The sequence below is a fragment of the Actinomadura sp. 7K507 genome (genome assembly GCF_004348425.1).
Lineage (GTDB): Bacteria > Actinomycetota > Actinomycetes > Streptosporangiales > Streptosporangiaceae > Spirillospora.
The window spans coordinates 1-17,914 of record NZ_SMKK01000206.1 but is presented as its reverse complement, the minus strand read 5'-3'; the positions used below and the strand labels follow the sequence as shown (position 1 = coordinate 17,914).

19 protein-coding genes are annotated in these 17,914 nt (G+C 69.6%); 11 read left to right on the top strand and 8 right to left on the bottom strand.

Features of this window, described 5'->3' with window-relative positions:
* Positions 1-105: 105 nt before the first annotated feature.
* Positions 106-732: a class E sortase gene (locus tag E1285_RS34300; protein ID WP_243723243.1), complete on the bottom strand. Its 627-nt coding sequence runs from the start codon at positions 730-732 to the stop codon at positions 106-108.
* A 29-nt stretch (positions 733-761) separates the two neighbouring features.
* Positions 762-1,328, bottom strand: a complete 567-nt coding sequence (locus tag E1285_RS34295; protein WP_132158739.1) for a DUF881 domain-containing protein — start codon at positions 1,326-1,328, stop codon at positions 762-764.
* 81 nt (positions 1,329-1,409) lie between these two features.
* Between E1285_RS34295 and E1285_RS34290 the strand changes: the two genes are divergently transcribed.
* The gene (locus E1285_RS34290) at positions 1,410-1,667 is read left to right on the top strand and encodes a cell division protein CrgA (RefSeq protein ID WP_132158738.1); all 258 of its coding nucleotides are present in this window, start codon (positions 1,410-1,412) and stop codon (positions 1,665-1,667) included.
* 105 nt (positions 1,668-1,772) lie between these two features.
* Here E1285_RS34290 and E1285_RS34285 read toward each other — a convergent pair whose 3' ends face one another.
* Positions 1,773-2,672 (bottom strand): rhomboid family intramembrane serine protease, encoded by a 900-nt coding sequence (locus E1285_RS34285; RefSeq protein ID WP_132158737.1) that lies wholly within the window; start codon positions 2,670-2,672, stop codon positions 1,773-1,775.
* A gap of 62 nt (positions 2,673-2,734) precedes the next feature.
* Positions 2,735-3,259: a peptidylprolyl isomerase gene (locus E1285_RS34280; protein ID WP_132158736.1), complete on the bottom strand. Its 525-nt coding sequence runs from the start codon at positions 3,257-3,259 to the stop codon at positions 2,735-2,737.
* A 166-nt stretch (positions 3,260-3,425) separates the two neighbouring features.
* On the opposite strand from E1285_RS34280, the gene E1285_RS34275 reads away from it, so the two are divergent.
* Together E1285_RS34275 and E1285_RS34270 are read left to right on the top strand one after the other, a co-directional pair.
* Positions 3,426-3,899 (top strand): hypothetical protein, encoded by a 474-nt coding sequence (locus E1285_RS34275; protein ID WP_132158735.1) that lies wholly within the window; start codon positions 3,426-3,428, stop codon positions 3,897-3,899.
* A 150-nt stretch (positions 3,900-4,049) separates the two neighbouring features.
* Entirely contained in the window at positions 4,050-4,859 is an 810-nt protein-coding gene (locus E1285_RS34270) for a DapH/DapD/GlmU-related protein (protein ID WP_132158734.1), read from the top strand.
* On the opposite strand, the gene E1285_RS34265 is transcribed toward E1285_RS34270, so the two are convergent.
* On the bottom strand, positions 4,856-5,242 hold the full coding sequence (locus E1285_RS34265) for a hypothetical protein (protein WP_132158733.1): 387 nt from the start codon (positions 5,240-5,242) through the stop codon (positions 4,856-4,858). The two genes, E1285_RS34270 and E1285_RS34265, sit on opposite strands and share 4 nt — an antisense overlap.
* 191 nt (positions 5,243-5,433) lie before the next feature.
* Complete coding sequence (locus tag E1285_RS34260) at positions 5,434-6,873, bottom strand: DEAD/DEAH box helicase (RefSeq protein WP_132158732.1); 1,440 nt, start codon at positions 6,871-6,873, stop codon at positions 5,434-5,436.
* A gap of 454 nt (positions 6,874-7,327) precedes the next feature.
* Here E1285_RS34260 and E1285_RS34255 point away from each other — a divergent pair, with 454 nt between their 5' ends.
* The 5 genes from E1285_RS34255 to E1285_RS34240 all read left to right on the top strand — a co-directional run bounded on the left by E1285_RS34255 (position 7,328) and on the right by E1285_RS34240 (position 13,910).
* The gene (locus E1285_RS34255; RefSeq protein WP_132158731.1) at positions 7,328-8,740 is read left to right on the top strand and encodes a cytochrome ubiquinol oxidase subunit I; all 1,413 of its coding nucleotides are present in this window, start codon (positions 7,328-7,330) and stop codon (positions 8,738-8,740) included.
* 14 nt (positions 8,741-8,754) lie between these two features.
* A complete protein-coding gene (cydB, locus tag E1285_RS34250; RefSeq protein WP_132158730.1) occupies positions 8,755-9,771 on the top strand; it encodes a cytochrome d ubiquinol oxidase subunit II in 1,017 nt (338 codons plus the stop codon).
* On the top strand, positions 9,768-11,423 hold the full coding sequence (gene cydD, locus E1285_RS46915) for a thiol reductant ABC exporter subunit CydD (RefSeq protein ID WP_207947019.1): 1,656 nt from the start codon (positions 9,768-9,770) through the stop codon (positions 11,421-11,423). Before cydB ends, cydD begins: the two co-directional genes overlap by 4 nt.
* On the top strand, positions 11,420-13,162 hold the full coding sequence (gene cydC, locus E1285_RS46910) for a thiol reductant ABC exporter subunit CydC (RefSeq protein ID WP_207947017.1): 1,743 nt from the start codon (positions 11,420-11,422) through the stop codon (positions 13,160-13,162). The genes cydD and cydC overlap by 4 nt, the downstream gene beginning before the upstream one ends.
* Before the next feature lie 151 nt (positions 13,163-13,313).
* Positions 13,314-13,910, top strand: a complete 597-nt coding sequence (locus E1285_RS34240) for a peptidoglycan-binding protein (RefSeq protein WP_132158729.1) — start codon at positions 13,314-13,316, stop codon at positions 13,908-13,910.
* A gap of 70 nt (positions 13,911-13,980) precedes the next feature.
* Here the strand turns inward: E1285_RS34240 and E1285_RS34235 are convergent, their stop codons facing one another.
* On the bottom strand, positions 13,981-14,217 hold the full coding sequence (locus E1285_RS34235) for a YrhK family protein (protein ID WP_132158728.1): 237 nt from the start codon (positions 14,215-14,217) through the stop codon (positions 13,981-13,983).
* Between the two features lie 307 nt (positions 14,218-14,524).
* Between E1285_RS34235 and E1285_RS34230 the strand changes: the two genes are divergently transcribed.
* Positions 14,525-15,883 carry an FAD-dependent monooxygenase gene (locus tag E1285_RS34230; RefSeq protein WP_132158727.1) on the top strand — a complete coding sequence of 453 codons (1,359 nt, stop codon included), beginning with the start codon at positions 14,525-14,527 and terminating at the stop codon, positions 15,881-15,883.
* 78 nt (positions 15,884-15,961) lie between these two features.
* Here the strand turns inward: E1285_RS34230 and E1285_RS34225 are convergent, their stop codons facing one another.
* Complete coding sequence (locus tag E1285_RS34225) at positions 15,962-16,207, bottom strand: hypothetical protein (RefSeq protein WP_132158726.1); 246 nt, start codon at positions 16,205-16,207, stop codon at positions 15,962-15,964.
* Between the two features lie 80 nt (positions 16,208-16,287).
* Here E1285_RS34225 and E1285_RS34220 point away from each other — a divergent pair, with 80 nt between their 5' ends.
* Together E1285_RS34220 and E1285_RS34215 are read left to right on the top strand one after the other, a co-directional pair.
* Complete coding sequence (locus E1285_RS34220) at positions 16,288-16,575, top strand: transposase (protein WP_165966873.1); 288 nt, start codon at positions 16,288-16,290, stop codon at positions 16,573-16,575.
* Positions 16,572-17,453: an IS3 family transposase gene (locus E1285_RS34215; protein WP_243723244.1), complete on the top strand. Its 882-nt coding sequence runs from the start codon at positions 16,572-16,574 to the stop codon at positions 17,451-17,453. The genes E1285_RS34220 and E1285_RS34215 overlap by 4 nt, the downstream gene beginning before the upstream one ends.
* Positions 17,454-17,914 lie beyond the last annotated feature (461 nt).

Genomic DNA, 17,914 nt, shown 5'->3' with positions numbered 1-17,914 from the left:
CCAGAAGAGGGCGGCCGTGGCTATGACCAGGGCCAGGGCCGCAGCGGTCTTGGTGGGCCATGTGCCGGGTAGGCGGCGCCAGATCCAGGCGTACACGAGGGGCTCCTATGCCTGCTTCACGCGGGGGACTGCGGACGCCAGTTCACCGAAGATGATCATGCGCTTGGCTGCGGAGAACTTGGGGTGGCAGGTGGTGAGGGTGATCAGGGGGTCGGTGGGCTTGCGGTCGGGGCGGCCCGGGACGGGCGCCGTGACCTCGGTGGCCGAGGGTTTCACGATCTTGCGGTCCGTGACCTTGTAGACGTACTGCTTCTCGCGGGTGTCGATGAGGATCTCGTCGCCGCGGTCCAGCTCGCCCAGGCGGTTGAAGGGGGCGGAGTAGGTGGTGCGGTGGCCGGAGATCACGAAGTTGCCGACCTCGCCCGGCCCGGCGGTACCGGGGTAGTGCCCGGGGCCCTTGCGCAGGTCGTCGCGGTCCACGCCCTCGATCACGACGAAGCTCCAGTCCTCGCCGAAGCTCGGGATGCGGATCATCGCCAGTCCCTCCCCGAGTTCAACCTTCTCAGTGGTGACCTTGGAGGCTCTCCACTGGCTCAGCATCTCGTCGCTGAGGCGGTCCTGCTGGTCCTGGGTGTAGCGGCCGGTGCCCCACAGGGTGTAGGTGACGAAGAGCATGAAGACCAGTCCGGCGGTGATGCACAGTTCGCCCATGCCACGGATCAGCGTCCGCACCGGTGCGTCCTCCTCGGGGGTCTGGCCGGCTAGTCCGGCACCGTAGCGTGCTTCATCGTCACGTTGCCGGTGTAGGGCGGCGGCGAGTACACGACGCCCTGGAGGATCAGGGTATTGCCCACGCAGCGGACGGCGCTCGTCGAGATCACCCGCTGGTCCATGATCTGCAACGCGCGGGCGCCGCCTGCCCACAGGGCGTTCACGACGGCCTGCACGTCGCTCTCGTGGACGACGAGGTCGTCGGGGTGGACGCCGGGGGGCGGTTCGTCGGGCGGCGCGTCGTCCAGGGAGACGCGGACGGCGGGCCCGCCGAGCGCGGTGAAACCGGCGCCGGCGCGGGCCTGTTTCGCTCTCGCGTGGTGACGTGCGGTCGCTCGCGAGATACGGTCGATCTCGTGGCGGAGGCGCCGGTACTCGGCGCGCTGCTGGCGGCCGCGCCGCTGTTCCGCGGCGATGAGCTCGGTGATCTCGGTGGGGCCCTGCTCGCGCAGGCCGGTACCGCGGGCCGTGCTCGCGCTCGCCGCGAACAGGGCGCCCGCGAGTAGCGTGACAACTGGGAGGATGCTTCCCCACGCTGGACGCCGTACTCTGCTCACCAGCGACTACGCTAACCGACAAACCACCCATGCGCGGTCCGGCGCTCCGGCCGCCGGGACGCCCGAGGAGACCGACCAACCGTGGCCAAGTCGAAAACCCGCAAGAAGGCCGTCTACACGCCTCCGCAGAAGTCCAAGGGCCCCGAGGTCAGCCCCCGCTGGCTGGTGCCGACCATGATCGGGCTGTGGCTCATCGGGCTGATCTGGATCGCCGTCTTCTACGTGACGGCCAGCACCGGTACCGAGATCCCGTACATGACCGACCTCCACAACTGGAACCTGGGGATCGGATTCACGGCGATCATCCTGGGCGTGATCCTGTCCACCAAGTGGCGCTGACAGCGAGTTATCCACAGGTCGGGGAGGGGCAACCCCGGCTTTCCCCAGGTTTTCCACAGGCGAGGGCGCGGACGCCGCATGGCGTGACGGCGTCCGCGCTCACGGCTACCCCATCGCCGGGGTCAGTTCCGCCGTCCTGACGGCCACCAGCGCCAGGAGCAGCGCCAGCGTGACGAGCGGTGCCCCGATGTGCAGCAGCCTCCGCTGCGCGGCGGGCGCGTAGGCGAAGGCCGCCGCGAGCACCGCGCCCACCACCAGGCCGCCGACGTGCCCCTCCCAGGAGATGCCCGGCACCGAGAACGTGATCACCAGGTTGATCACCAGCAGCACCACGATCGGCCCGATCGGCCCGCCCAGCTTCCGGCCGACCACGAAGAACGCGCCGAACAGGCCGAAGATCGCGCCGGACGCGCCGACCGCCGAGGCCGCCGGGGCTCCGACCAGGTACAGCAGCACCGAGCCGCCCAGCCCCGACAGCACGTACAGGGCCAGGAAACGCCACCGTCCGAGCACCTGCTCCAGCGCGGGGCCGATCGCGTACAGCGCCCACATGTTGAACAGGATGTGGGTGATGCCGAACGTCCCCCCGCGCTGGTGCAGGAACATCGTGGTGAACAGCCGGTACCACTCGCCCTCGGCAACCCCGCCGACCTGGCCGTCGGGCAGCAGGCCCCGGCCCAGCATCATGAACTCCCACACGACGCGCCATGACGCCAGCTCGGCGAGGTACGCCAGTACGCACGCGCCGATGAGCGTGTAGGAGACTACGGGGACCGCCGACGTGGAGCCCCGCGCGCCGAGGACCGTCCGGGGAACCGCCTTGCGGACACCCCGGTTGCCCTCGGTGACGCATTCCACGCACTGGTGCCCCACCGCCGCGTCCCGCATGCACTCGGGGCAGATGTAACGGTCGCACCGGGTGCAGCGCACATACGTCTCCCGGCCCGGATGCCGGTAGCAGGTCGGCACCGAGGTCTCGGGGGCGGGACTGTGTTCTGTGCTCATTCTGGGGCTCCGTGGGGCCGGTACGGGTCTCACCCGCTGTCAGGTCTCACAGTATGAAACGACTAGCGGCGTTCGATCGTCACCGACTGGATGACGACGTCCTGCTCCGGACGGTCGTTGCGGCCCTTCGGGACGTTGCCGATCCGGTCGACGACGTCGGTGCCCTCGATGACCTTGCCGAAGATGGTGTGCCGGCCGGTCAGGTGCTGGGTGTGGGCGACACTGAGCGTGATGAAGAACTGGGAACCGTTGGTTCCGGGCCCCGCGTTGGCCATCGCCAGCAGGTAGGGCCGGTTGAACTTCAGGTCCGGGTGGAACTCGTCCTTGAACTCGTAGCCCGGACCGCCCGTGCCGGTGCCCAGCGGGTCACCGCCCTGGAGCATGAACTGGTCGATCACGCGGTGGAAGACGGTGCCGTTGTAGAGCGGCTCGTTGCTCTTCTGGCCGGTACGCGGGTCGTGCCAGGTCCGGTTGCCCTCCGCCAGGTCGACGAAGTTCGCCACCGTCTCCGGCGCGTGCTCCGGGTAGAGCTGGATCACGATCTTGCCGAGCGACGTGTTGAGCGTCGCGAAGATCTCGTTGGCCACGCTGACTGCCTCCTCGTGGAGTTGGTCCGTACCTCTGGACGCGAGGGGACCGGCCGAAAACGGTCACCCTGTGTGTTCGGACGATTGCAGATACAGGGTTTACCTTCCTCACTTCGGGAAGGGTGCTCGACAGGACCTCGCAAACAGGGAGGTTAGCGTGTCCCTAATGATCAGTATCCGCCGGAAGCCGCAGGAGGAAGCACTCACGCGGTTCGGCCGCGCTCAGGAGATGGCCCGGCAAGGCGTCGAGTCGTGCCGTCAGGGTGCCTCCTCCGCGGCGGAGCGGATCAAGCCCGCCGCGGATGAGCGTGTGATGGTCGTCCGCAGCTGGAGCGCACCGAGGCTCCGGCAGGCGGCCCGGTATGTGGAGACCGGGCTCGCTCCGCGGGTGAGCATGTTCTTGACCGACACCGCGCACCGGGTGGAGCCGCCGAAGAAGGCCAAGTCCGGACGCGGCGCCCTCATGGCGATGATGGGGGTGGTCGCCGCCGTCGGCGTGGCCGGTGTGGTGGCGACACGACGTGACACCATCCGTGATCTGGCCAAGGGTTCCGGTGAGCAGTCGGGGGAGGCCACCTCGGCCGACTCCATGACGGTCACCGGCGCCGACGTCGATGGTCAGGTCCACTCTCCGCACTAGCGTGAACGGGTTTCATCCCGCCGAGGATGAAGGCGTTCATCGGAGGGCCCGGTCGCTTGCGGCCGGGCCCTCCGCCGTTGCCCGGCCGTGCATCGTTTGATCTCGTCCCTCCCACCCCCACGGTTACTACCAACCGGTACGGTGAACGCCATGTCACCGAAGCGCTCGATCCGGCAGGCGCTGGCGGCCCGGGCCGGGGACCGGGCGCGCCGGGGCGTGCACGCCGCCGTCCACCACGCCTGGGAGTGGATCCAGCGGCACGGCGAGATAACCCCGCTGACACCCGGCCGCCGCAAGTTCGCCTACCTGGGCGAAGGCGCGTGCATCGGCTTCCCGGTGGGCGCCATCTACGGCGAGCCGTGGATCTCGATCGGCGACCACACGCTGGTCGGCACGCACGTCACGATCTCTGCGGGGTTCGTCCCCGGGCTCGACCTCGGGCCGGACGTCATCGTCCGCATCGGCGCGAGCTGCTCCCTGGGACGCGGAACCCACATCGTCGGGCACCAGTCCATCGACATCGGCGACGACGTCTTCACCGGCCCGAACGTCTACATCACCGACCAGAACCACACCTACGGCGACGTGCACACGCCCATAGGCCGCCAGTGGCCGGAGAACAACCCCGTCGTCATCGGCGACGGGTGCTGGATCGGAACCGGCGCGATCGTCCTCCCCGGCACCCGGCTCGGCCGCAACGTCGCCGTCGCGGGCGGCGCGGTCGTCCGCGGCGAGTTCCCCGACCACGCGGTCATCGGCGGCATCCCCGCCAAGATCCTGCGCAGCCACGACAAGGAGAACGGCTGGCAGCCGCCGCTGCGCGCCGATCCCCTCATGTCGCTGGACGAGCTGGCCGCGCTCTCCGTGGACGGCCTCGAAGGCCTCCAGATCCTCCAGGACAAGCTCCGCGAGGAGACCGCCTCCCGCGATGACGGCGTCCTCCGCGAGGAGGCCGGCTAGCCGGACAGCACCGCCGCGAGAACGACCGCGAGCAGCGTCACGCCAATGGCCAACCCGTAGATGAGCGCCAGCGTCGATTTCCCCTGGCGTTCGGTGGGTTGGTACGCGAGGACTCCCCGGTTGTAGATCGTGCGTGGAGCCATGTAATACAGCAGCACGGGCTGCCCCGCGCGCGTGTCGACGGTGAGTTCCGCCCGCCCGGTCTTGATCCCGTAGTACAAGCACCAGACCCGCACCGGCCAGACCCCCGGCGGCAGCGGCACAGGGTTGTCGCCGACCTGCAGAGTGATCCGGGGTGAGTCACCGATCTGCGCCATGAGCGGCAGCCTCATGGAGCTCGCCCCGTGCCGCCCCGCCATGGCCGCCGTCTCGACGCGGATCACGACCGGCGCCTGTGCTCCGCCGGCCGCCCCCCACGTTTCCTGCCCGTAAACCACCGCTCGCCCTCCGTCCACGCCCGCCCATGATCGCCACACCTACGACGCGGACGCCGTCCGCCGGGTGCCGGAAGTATCGAAAGGGCCTGAAACAGGCGAAGCCCCGCCCGTCGCGGGCGGGGCTCCTGGTCGGCCTGTCAGGTGTTGCGGGCGGGGCGGCGGTCGCCGCCCTGCTGGCGGTTCGTCGGGCCGCCGCTGCGGCGGCTGCCGTGCGAGCCGCCGCCAGAGCGGGGGCCTCCGCCGCCGGAGTAGGAACCGCGGTGCTCGCCGTCGCGGGGACGGCCGCCGCCGTAGCCGCGGCCGCCGCGCCGTCCGCCGCCCTGGCGGCCCCGGCCGCCGCCGCCCTCGCGGCGCGGGCGCTCGGGGATGATCGGGCCCTCGATCGGGATGCCGGACGGCTGGCGGGCGCCGGTCAGCTTGACCAGCTCCGTGTCGCCGGTGGTGACCCGGGTGCGGGGCGCGTTGATGCCGGCGCGGCGCGTCATGGCGGACGTCGCGCGCACCTGGTGCGGCAGGACGAGCGTGACGACCGTGCCACTCTCACCGGCGCGGGCGGTGCGGCCCGCGCGGTGCATGTAGTCCTTGCTGTCCGCGGGCGGGTCGACGTGCATGACGAGGGTCACGTCGTCGACGTGGATGCCGCGGGCGGCGACGTCGGTGGCGACCAGGACGCTGATCGAGCCCTCGCGGAACTCGGCGAGCGTGCGGGTGCGCAGGCCCTGGCTCTTGCCGCCGTGCAGGCCCGCCGCGCGGACGCCGACCTGGACGAGCTGCTTGGCGAGCCGGTCCACGCCGTGCTTGGTGCGGGCGAACAGGATCGTGCGGCCCTCGCGGTTGGCGATCTCGGCGGTGACGGCGGCCTTCTCCTTGGGCGCGACCAGCAGGAGGTGGTGCTCCATGGTGTCGACGGAGACGTCGACCTGGCCGATGGCGTGCGTCACCGGGTTGCTCAGGTAGCGCTTGACGAGGACGTCGACGTCCTTGTCGAGGGTGGCGGAGAACAGCAGCCGCTGCCCGCCGGGCTTGGCGGCGTCGAGGATGTCGGTGACGTCGGGCAGGAAGCCCATGTCGGCCATGTGGTCGGCCTCGTCCAGCACCGCGATCTCGATGTCGGACAGGTCGCAGGCGCCCTGCCGCATCAGGTCCTTGAGGCGGCCGGGGGTGGCGACCAGGATCTCGACGCCGCGGCGCAGCGCGTCGATCTGCTTGAACATGGACGTCTGGCCGATGACGGTCTTGAAGTGCAGCCCGAGTCCGCGGCCGAGCGGCTCGAGGTTGTTCTGGACCTGCTGGGCCAGCTCGCGGGTCGGCACGAGGATCAGCGCCAGCGGGCGCTTGGGGGCGGCCTTGCGGCCGGAGAGGCGGGTGAGCAGCGGCAGGCCGAAGGCCAGGGTCTTACCGGAGCCGGTCTGGCCGCGCCCGAGGACGTCGCGTCCCGCCATGACGTCGGGGATCGCAGCGGCCTGGATGGGGAACGGTGCGTCGATGCCCTGACGGGTCAGGACGTTCACCAGCGCCGGCGGCATGCCGAGCTCGGTGAAGGAGGGAACCCGCTCCTCGTCCGCGGTAGCGGGCATGGACGGGTTCTGTGCAGCGTCAGCTGTGGTCACGCATTACCTTCCGAGAGGGGGGCACGTCTCGGGAGGCACCACGGTATGAGTGGGCTGCAAGGACGAGCCGGACGCCATGGGGCGCCGAAGAATGATTCCTAGAGTCTAACGTCGCCGTGGGGGCTTCTTATGCCCCGCCCCGGTCGGAACATTCCACGTTATTCGCCTCAATGGGCATCAGCAGCCACAGAACACGGTGGTCACGGGGACCGCGAGGGGCCCGAAAATGCGCCGCGCGACGACACCCGCGGCGGGCGTCAGCGGGCGAGGGCGGGCCGCTCCGGGGGCCCGCCGTCCGGTGATCGGCGATGGCCGTCCGCTGTGAGGCACTTAACCACACTGCGTAGTACTACAGCTCGTAGTATGTCTGACAGGATGTAGTACTACAGCTTGTAGTAGATCCCCGGAGAGGCCCTCGCCCATGGACCCTGTCGACATCGCACGGTGGCAGTTCGGGATCACCACCGTGTACCACTTCCTGTTCGTCCCGCTGTCGATCGGGCTGTCCGCACTGGTCGCGGTCCTGGAGACGGCGTGGATCCGGACGGGCAAGACCGCGTACCTGCGGGCGACCAAGTTCTGGGGCAAGCTCCTCCTGATCAACTTCGCGATGGGGATCGTCACCGGGCTCGTCCAGGAGTTCCAGTTCGGCATGAACTGGAGTGACTACTCCCGGTTCGTCGGCGACGTCTTCGGCGCGCCGCTCGCCATCGAGGGGCTGCTCGCGTTCTTCGTCGAGTCGACCTTCCTCGGGCTGTGGATCTTCGGCTGGGACCGGCTCCCCAAGGTCCTCCACGTGATGTGCATGTGGCTGGTGTCGATCGGCACCGTGCTGTCGGCGTTCTTCATCCTCTCCGCGAACTCCTGGATGCAGCACCCCGTCGGCTACCGCATCGACGAGGAGACCGGACGGGCCGTCCTCACCGACTTCTGGGCCGTGCTGACCAACTCGACGCACCTCGCCGCGTTCCCGCACACGATCACCGCCGCGTTCGTCACGTCCGGCATGTTCATGGCCGGCGTCAGCGCCTGGCACCTGGCGCGCCGCAAGAACGTCGAGGTGTTCCGCCCGTCGCTCAAGCTGGCGCTGGCCGTCACCGCGGTCGCCTCGATCGGCGTCGCCGTCAGCGGCGACCTCCTGGGCAAGACCATGACCGAGCAGCAGCCGATGAAGATGGCCGCCGCCGAGGCGATCTACGAGACCGAGGCGCCCGCCGGGTTGTCCGTGCTCACCGTCGGGACGCTCGACGGCGACGAGGAGATCTTCGGCATCAAGGTGCCGGCCATCCTGTCGTTCCTGTCCACCGGCAGCTTCGACGGCCAGGTCCAGGGCATCAACGACCTCCAGGCCGAGGCGGAGGCCGCCCACGGGCCCGGCGACTACCGGCCGTTCGTCCCGGTCGTCTACTGGAACTTCCGGATCATGGTCGGGGTCGGGTTCGTCACCGCGCTGGTCTCGCTGGCCGGGCTGTGGCTGCTGCGGCGCGGGCGGCTCCCGTCCAGCCCGTGGGTGTACCGGATCGGGACGCTGTCGCTGGCGCTCCCGTTCATCGGCAACTCCGCCGGATGGATCTTCACCGAGATGGGACGCCAGCCCTGGTCGGTCTACGGCGTGCTCAAGACGTCGGCGAGCGTCTCGCCGAGCGTCGCCGCCGGCTCGATGCTCGTGTCCGTCGCCGCGCTGACCGCGCTGTACGGCGTCCTGCTGTTCATCCAGACCGGGCTGATGGCCAAGTACGCCAAGGCCGGACCGCCCTCGGAGGACGAGGTCCTCCCCGAGGATCCCGACGACAACGACCCCGACTCCGAGCGCTCGCTGGCGTTCGCCTACTGAGAGGGCCGCCGGTCATGGAACTCACCACCGTCTGGTTCATCATCATCGCCTTCCTGTGGACGAGCTACTTCTTCCTGGAGGGATTCGACTTCGGCGTCGGGATGCTCCTGCCCGTCCTCGGCCGCGACGACGTCGAACGCCGCGTCGTCATCAACACCATCGGTCCCGTCTGGGACGGCAACGAGGTGTGGTTCGTCGTCGCCGGCGCCGCCATGTTCGCCGCGTTCCCCGAGTGGTACGCCACCCTGTTCAGCGGCTTCTACCTGCCGCTGCTGTTCATCCTGCTCGCCCTGATCGTCCGCGGGGTCGCGTTCGAGTACCGGGGCAAGCGCGACGAGCCGCGGTGGCGCGCCCGCTGGGACAAGGCGATCTTCTGGGGCAGCCTCATCCCCGCGTTCCTGTGGGGCGTCGTGTTCGCGAACATCGTGCGCGGCGTGCCGCTGGACGCCGACCACGAGTTCACCGGGACGCTCGCCGGCCTGCTCAACCCGTACGCGCTGCTCGGCGGGCTCACCACGATGATCCTGTTCGTGCTGCACGGGGCGGTGTTCCTCGCGCTCAAGACGTCCGGGGACATCCGGACCCAGGCCCGCCGCGTCGCGGGCGTCGCCGCCGTCGCGGCCGTCGCCGCCGGCGGGAGCTTCCTGCTGATCACCCAGCTCGAGCACGGCAAGCCGGTGACCTGGCTGACCGCCGGGGGCGCCGCCGCCGGGCTGGTCCTGGCGGCCGCGGCCAACGGGCGGGGACGCGAGGGCTGGGCGTTCATCGGCACCGGAACCGCCATCATGCTCGCCGTCGCGACCCTGTTCACCGCACTGTTCCCGGACGTCATGCCCTCCACCCTCGGTGCCGCGAGCGGCCTGACCACCGAGAACGCCGCGTCGACCCCCTACACGCTGACGATCATGACGTGGGTCGCGCTGGTGTTCACCCCGATCGTGATGATCTACCAGGGCTGGTCGTACTGGGTGTTCCGCAAGCGCATCGGCACGTCCCACATCCCCGCGCGCAAGCCCGAGCAGGTCGGATGAAGCCCCTCGATCCGCGGCTGCTGAGGTACGCCCGGACGACGCGGATCTTCCTCCTGGCGTCCGTGGCGCTCGGCGCCGCGACCGCCGCGCTGATCATCGCGCAGGCGACGCTGCTCGCCGGCATGCTCACCCGGGCCTTCCTCGGCGGCGCGTCCCTCGCCGACCTGCGGACCCCGATGGTGCTGCTGCTCGCCGTCGTCCTCGCGCGAGCCCTCGTCGCGTGGCTGCAGGAGGTCGCGGCCCACCGCTCGTCCGCCGCGGTCAAGTCGCAGCTGCGCGGCCGGCTGCTCGCGCACTCGCTGCTGCTCGGCCCGCGGTGGCTGTCCGGCGAACGCAGCGGAGAACTGGCCACCCTCGCCACCCGCGGCGTCGACGCGCTGGACGACTACTTCTCCCGCTACCTGCCGCAACTCGTCCTCGCGGTGATCGTCCCGGCCGCCGTCGGGGCGCGGATCCTGCTCGGCGACTGGCTCTCCGCCGTGACGATCGCGGTGACGCTGCCGCTCATCCCGGTCTTCGCGATCCTGGTCGGCCTCACCACCCAGCGGAAGATGGACCGGCAGTGGCGGACGCTCTCCCTCCTGTCCGCCCACTTCCTGGACGTCGTCGCCGGGCTGCCCACCCTGAAGATCTTCGGCCGGGCACGGGCGCAGGCCGCCAAGATCCGCGAGGTCACCGACCGGCACCGGCGCGCCACCATGTCGACGCTGCGGATCGCGTTCCTGTCCGCGCTCGTCCTGGAAGTGCTGTCGACGATCTCGGTCGCGCTCGTCGCCGTGTCGATCGGGCTGCGCCTCGTCGAGGGCGGCATGGGCCTGGAGACCGCGCTGCTCGTCCTGATCCTCACGCCGGAGGCGTACCTCCCGCTGCGGCAGGTCGGCGCCCAGTACCACGCGAGCGTCGAGGGCCTCACCGCCGCCGGACGCGTCTTCGGGGTGATCGAGACGCCGCCGCCTCCCGCCGGCACGCGCACCGACGTCCCCGACCTGGCCCGCGCCACCCTCCGCCTGGAAGGCGTGACGGTCGCCTACGACGGGCGCGACGCCCCCGCCCTCGACGACTTCTCCCTCACCGTCCACCCAGGGGAGACGGTCGCGCTGACCGGCCCGAGCGGCGCCGGGAAGTCGACGGTCCTCGCCGTGCTCCTCGGCTTCGTCCGGCCCGACTCCGGCCGCGTCCTGGCCGACTGGGACGACCTCGCCCGGCTCGACCCGGACGCCTGGCGCGCCCGCATCGCGTGGGTGCCGCAACGCCCCCACCTGTTCGCCGGGACGGTCGCCGCCAACATCCGCCTGGGCCGCCCGGACGCGTCCGACGCCGAAGTCCGGGCCGCCGCCGGCGCCGCGAACGCGCTGGAGTTCGTCGACGCCCTGCCCCAGGGCCTCGGCACGCCCCTCGGTGAACGAGGCCTCGGCCTGTCGGGGGGTCAGCGCCAGCGCATCGCCCTGGCGCGCGCCTTCCTGCGGGACGCGCCGCTCCTCCTCCTGGACGAGCCGACCTCGAACCTCGACACGGAAAGCGAGGCGGCCGTCATCGAAGCCGTCCGCCGCCTGGCCGCCACCCGCACCGTGATCCTCGTAGCCCACCGCCCGGCCCTGACCGCCCTCGCCGACCGCACGATCCACCTCACCCCCGCGACGGTGACGACGTGATCATCCGGCTCATCAGGTTCGCTCGGCCGGCCCGGGGCCGGCTTGCCGTCGCCGTGGTGTTCGGTGTGCTGGCGCTCGGCAGCGGGGTGGGGCTGATGGCGACAGCGGCGTGGCTCATCTCGCGGGCCGCGCAGCACCCGCCGGTGCTGACGCTGATGGTCGCCGTGGTGGCCGTTCGTGCGTTCGGGCTGGGACGCGGCGTGTTCCGCTACGTGGAGCGTCTCTTCGGGCATGACGCGACGTTCCGGATACTCGCCGATCTGCGCGCGCGTGTGTACGAGCGGCTGGAACGGCTCGCGCCCGGTGGGCTTCCCTCGTTCCGTGGCGGCGACCTCCTGAACAGGCTCGTCGCGGATGTCGATGCCGTTCAGGACCTTTTCCTCAGAGTGCTGCTGCCCTGCACGGTCGCTGCCGTCGTCGGTGGTGCATCGGTCGGGCTGGCTTGGGCGCTGCTTCCATCGGCTGGACTCGTGCTCCTGTTCGCCTTGCTCCTCGCAGGCGTAGTCGCGCCCTGGCTGTCGGCCGTCATGTCACGGCGTGCCGAGCGCCAGACGACCGACCTGCGCGCCGAACTGACCTCACACGTCGTCGACACCCTCCAAGGCGCACCGGAACTCATCGCCTATGGCGCCGCACCCGCACAACTAGCCGAGGCCACACGCCTGGACCGCGACTTCACCCGCGCCTCAGCCCGTTCCTCCACCACCGCCGGGGTGGGGGCCGCCATCTCCGCCCTCGCGGGCGGCCTGGCCGTCTGGGGCAGTCTCGCCGTCGGTGTCCCGGCCGTCCGCTCAGGGATGCTCGACGGGGTGCTGCTCGCGGTGGTCGTCCTGCTGCCGCTGGCCGCATTCGAGGTCGTCGCAGGGCTCCCTCTGGCCGCCCAATACATGGAACGGGTCCGGCGTTCGGCCACGCGCATCTTCGCCGTCCTGGACAGCCCCGAGCCAGTACACGACCCGGACACCCCCACACCGCTGCCTGCCGCGCCCTACACGCTCTCGGTCGAGAACCTGCGAGCCCGGTGGACGCCCAGCGGACCGTCCGTCCTCAACGACCTCTCCCTGGACCTGACGCCAGGGCGACGCTGCGCGATCGTCGGTCCGAGCGGTTCCGGCAAGACCACGCTCACCGCCGTCCTCCTGCGCTTCCTAGAACCCGCCGGTGGACGGACGACCCTCAACGGCGTCGACCTCCACGCCCTCAGCGGCGACGACGTCCGCCGTGTCATCGGCCTATGCGCCCAGGACGTCCACCTGTTCGCCTCGACGATCGGCGAGAACGTCCGCTTGGCCCGTCCCACCGCCACCGACGACGAGATCCGGGACGCCTTGCGCCGCGCCCGCATCCTCGACTGGGCCGACTCACTGCCGCATGGGCTCGACACCCACGTCGGTGAGCACGGCGCTCAGGTGTCCGGTGGCCAGCGCCAGCGCATCGCCCTGGCCCGCGCCCTCCTCGCCGACTTCCCCATCCTGCTGCTGGACGAGCCCGCCGAGCATCTCGACATCACGACCGCCGACGACCTCACCGCCGACCTGCTGACCGCCACCGAGGACCGGACGACGCTGCTCGTCACCCACCGCCTCGCCGGCCTGGACGCCGTCGACGAGATCATCGTCCTCGACGCCGGGGGACGGGTCGCCGACCGCGGGGCCCACGCCGACCTGTCGTCCCGCCCCGGCCCCTACCGGTCCATGTGGCGGCGCGAGCGCACCACCGACCCCGTCCGCCCCATTTAAGGTAAATTATCCGAACCCATGTAAACCTGTCGCGGCCGCCATTCGTCGCTTCTCATTTGCAAATAATCCGGGGTTGTCGAGAACAATTCCCGAACGGCCGCCATCTCACCCCGTAACAGCTCCCAATCGACTGGAACGGGGGATTCCGCCGATGAACAACATCGTGCGCGCAGTGCTCGGCCTCATGGCCGTGCTCCTGGCACTGGGCACCGGACTCGGGGCGATGAGCGCCGCCAGCGCCGACGGCCCGGACACCGACCCGGCAGTGGTCAAGGCCATCCAGCAGCAGCCATGGGTCGAACTCGGCCCCGGCGACAGCGACTACCGCATCGCCTCCATGGGCTGCTACCTGGTGCAGTTCGAGGCCTACGACAACTGCAACCCGACGCCCGAGGGCGAGAACTGGCCCGCGGACTTCGGGGCCGCGCTCGAGAAGTACCAGGGATCGAAGGGCCTGCCCGCCTCCGGTGAACTCGACATCGAGACCTGGGGCGCGCTCCAGGACGACAACGGCGAGGTCGGCTCGGGCAGCGGCCTCACGTCCCAGGTCAAGGGCATCCAGTACGCGATGAAGGTCCTCCAGGACCCCTCGCTCGTCGTGGACGGGCAGTACGGCCCGGCCACCGTGAAGGCCGTCACGGCCTTCCAGGAGCGCAAGGAGATCGACGCCGACGGCATCTTCGGCCCGATCACCTTCCGCGCCGCGTTCGCCCAGGGCGCCGAGACCCAGGGCACCCCGGGCCGCTGACACAGGGCCCGGAAAAGGCCGCCCCGCGACCCGGAAAACGGGCCGCGGGGCGGCCGCCTCTCGCCGGACCTCACCGCTGCGGCTCCCCCGCCCGGACGCGGTTCTCCACCCGGACCAGCACCTCACCGAAGCTGCCCACCAGCATGCCGGACGAGCCGGCGATGAACAGCCAGACCCCGGCCCGCTGCAAATCGGCATACAGGAACAGCACGCTGCCGACGACAAAGGCGAGATTGCCGAAGATGCCGATACCGAGATGAATCCATGGAAAATCCGCCAGAAAGCCTCTGGCACGTGAACGCCGCACGGACAACCTTCACACAGAAAGGAAATAGTCCCGGGCAACCATACTGATCAAGTGCTCGGCGCAGCGGCACCCGCCAGGGCGCGCCGGCACCTCCACCGCCCCACGATGATCACCCCCCGTCCCGACCACTCCGCCGGGATGGCCGCGGCGTTATCTTGGGTCCGTGACGGGCGTCGGAAGGTGTCGCGCGTCGTCTCGTGGCTGTGGGAGCGGGCACTGGGCCGGACCGAGCTGAAATGAGCGACAACCGGCCTGGCGACCGAACAGCGGCCGGCGGCAGGCTCCGAAGCGACATTTGGAGGTTGCCATGAAGATCCTGGGAGAGCGCGCCGTAGTCCTCGGCGGCGGCATCGCCGGGCTGCTCGCGGCCAGGGTGCTCGCCGACGCCTACACCGAAGTCGTGATCGTGGAGCGCGACGAACTCCCGGACGGCCCCGGACACCGCCGCGGCGTACCGCAGGGACGGCACACCCACGCCCTCCTCGCCCGCGGCCACTCCGCGCTGGAGGAACTCTTCGACGGACTCACCGCCGAACTCACCGCGAGCGGGGTACCGGCCGGCGACATGCTCGCTGACACGCGGGTCTACCTCAGCGGCCACCTCCTGCGGGCCGCGCCGTCGGGGCTGACGATGCTCGGCGTGAGCCGTCCGCGGCTCGAGGCGTCCATCCGGGCGAGGGTCCGGGCGCTGCCGGGGGTGACCGTCCTCGACCGCTGCGACGTCTCCGGGCTCGTCGCCGATCCCGGCGGCGGGCGGGTGACCGGGGCCCGGGTGATCCGCCGCATCGACGGAGACGCCGAAGAGACCGTCCCCGCCGACCTGGTGGTGGACGCCACGGGACGAGCCTCACGCACACCGCTGTGGCTCGACTCGCTCGGCCATCCACGCCCGCCGGTGGCCGAGGTGCCCATCGGAATCTGCTACACCAGCCGCACCTACCGCCCCGCCTCCGGCGCGCTCAACGGCCACCTCGCCGTCATCACGGCCGCGACACCCGACCACCCCCGCGGCGGTGCGCTCCAGGTGACCGAGGGCGGCGACTTCCTGCTCAGCCTCTACGGCGTCCTCGGCGACCGTCCGGCCACGGACCCCGAAGGCTTCGACGCCTTCGCCGCCGGCCTGCGCTTCCCGGACATCCACCGGGTGCTGCAGGACTCCAAGCCGCTGACCGACCCCGTCCCGTACCGTTTCCCCGCCAGCGTCCGCCACCGCTACGAACAACTGCCCCGCCTCCCGGACGGCCTGCTCGTCATCGGGGACGCCGTCTGCACGTTCAACCCCGTCTACGGCCAGGGCATGAGCGTCGCCGCACTCGAAGCCCTGGTACTGCGCCGACACCTCAAGCGGGAAACGGCACCGCAGCCAATGCGGTTCCAACGCGACATCGGCCGGATCATCGACACCGCCTGGACGATATCCGCCAAGGCCGATCTCGCCTACCAGAACACAGGCACCCGCTCACCGTCCCGTTTGATCGAGCGCTACATCACCCGAATCCACCAAGGCGCCACCCAAGACCCAGCCCTGGGCCGCGCCTTCCTCCGAGTAGCCGGCCTGATCGACCCACCCACCGCACTCCTACGCCCCACAACGGCGACCCGAGTACTCCGCCAAACCCTGCGCTTCAACGCAACGAAACCCGCCCCAACAGACAGGTCTTCTTAAGGCCCCAGAGGGACGACGAAGACGCTTCTCTGAACCCCTGGCCCATCGGGCACACCGAACTCCCAGCATCCCGCCTGGTCAGGGTTCGGAGGTTTCCTCGTCCGGGTCGACCGACCCGCCGAACACCGATTCGACCTCGTCCTTGGGCACTCGGGCAACCACGATGAGAACGTTCTCTACGCTCGCGGGGCTACGGCTCGTGACCTCAACGTAGCGTTGCTCGTCAACGGAGGCGCGCACGTACGCACCGAACAGATAGTGGTCCCCCTCATCGCTATAGCTATCTGCCCAGATCTCGATCTGGGCACCACTCTCAAGGGTCACTATCCAACGACTGAGCTTCCCCCCGTTCCACGGACACCCGATCTGAGTTGACCTTGATCAACTTGGGAAGGAAGTGTCTCGTGCCACCACCTCACCCGCCGGAGTTCCGGCGCCGCGCCGTCGAGCTGGCCCGGACCGGCGACAAACCGGTCACCGCGCTGGCCAAGAGTCTCGGTATCAGCCAGTCGTGCCTGAGCAACTGGATCCGTCAGGCCGACATCGAAGAAGGCCACCTCGACGGCCTGAGCGCCGGCGAGCAGAAAGAGCTGGTCGAGCTGCGCCGAAAGGCCCGGCAACTGGAGTTGGAGAACGAGATCCTCAAGCGGGCGGCAGCCTACTTCGCTCGCGAGAACGTGCTCCCAAAATAAGGTACTCGCTGGTCCGTGAGCTTGCCGACAACGACATTCCCGTCGCGGTGGCCTGCCGAGTGTTAGGAGTTTCCCGGTCCGGTTACACCGACTGGTTCGGCAGGCCCGCCTCCATCCAACAACAACGCGATACCGAGCTGGTGAAAATCATCAAAGAGATTCATGAAGAGTCTCGCCGAAGCTATGGCTCGCCGCGGGTGCACGCCGAGCTGACGCTTGGACGGGGCGAGCGGGTGAACCGCAAACGAGTCGAACGACTCATGCGGGAAGCCGGGATCCAGGGGATCTACAGGCGCAAGGGACGCCGGAACCTGGTTAACGAACCGACCGAGGAGGACCTGGTCAAGCGAGCCTTCGACGTCCAGGCACCCGATCTGCTGTGGGTAACCGACATCACCGAGCACCCGACCGAAGAGGGGAAGTTGTACTGCGCGGCCGTACTGGACTGCTTCTCCCGTCGCATCATCGGCCATTCCATCGACATCCGCCAGACCACCAAACTCGTGGTCGATGCGATGGCCGCCGCAGTAGCCCGCAGGAAGCCCACAAAGGACGCCACAATCCTGCACTCAGACCACGGAACGCAGTTCACTTCCTGGACGTTCGGGAAGCGACTCCGGGACGCAGGGCTCCTCGGCTCGATGGGCACGATCGGCGACTGCTACGACAACGCCAGGATCGAATCGCTCTGGGGCTCGATGCAACTCGAACTCCTCGACACCAGGAAATGGCAAACAAGAGCCGAACTTGCAGCCGCGGTGTTTGAATGGATCGAGTGCTGGTATAACCCATTCAGACGGCATTCCAGCCTCGAAATGCTGAGTCCGGTGGACTACGAGGAACGACATCGAGCCTCGACCACGACCACGACCACCTGACCCATCTCACCCAAGCTGTCCGTGCTACGGGGGGAACCTCACGCCTTGGTGCGTGAGGCTCTGGACGGGTGGGGGCTGTCGGCCTACGCGAGTGACGCCTGTCAGATCATGGGTGAGCTTGCGGGGAACGCCGCGACGCTTTGCAAGGGGGACATGATCCGCGCTTGGGTGAGCCGGATCGACGCTGGCATAGAGCTGTGCGTGTGGGACGAGCATCCCGGGCGTCCCGTGTTGCAATCGCCGCGTGACGGCGCTGAGTGTGGGCGGGGACTGATCCTCGTTCAGGCGTTCGCGTCCGGTGGCTGGGGCTGGTGCAGCCTGGGCGCCGGGAAAGTCGTGTGGGCGCGCATCGCGGTCGACTACGCGTTCATGTTTTCCGCCGCTCGGTCGGTGGGCCGCCCGGTAGTCGGGCCTCTGCCGCACGTGCGTAGGCCGACCACCCCGGCCGCCACCCCCTAGAC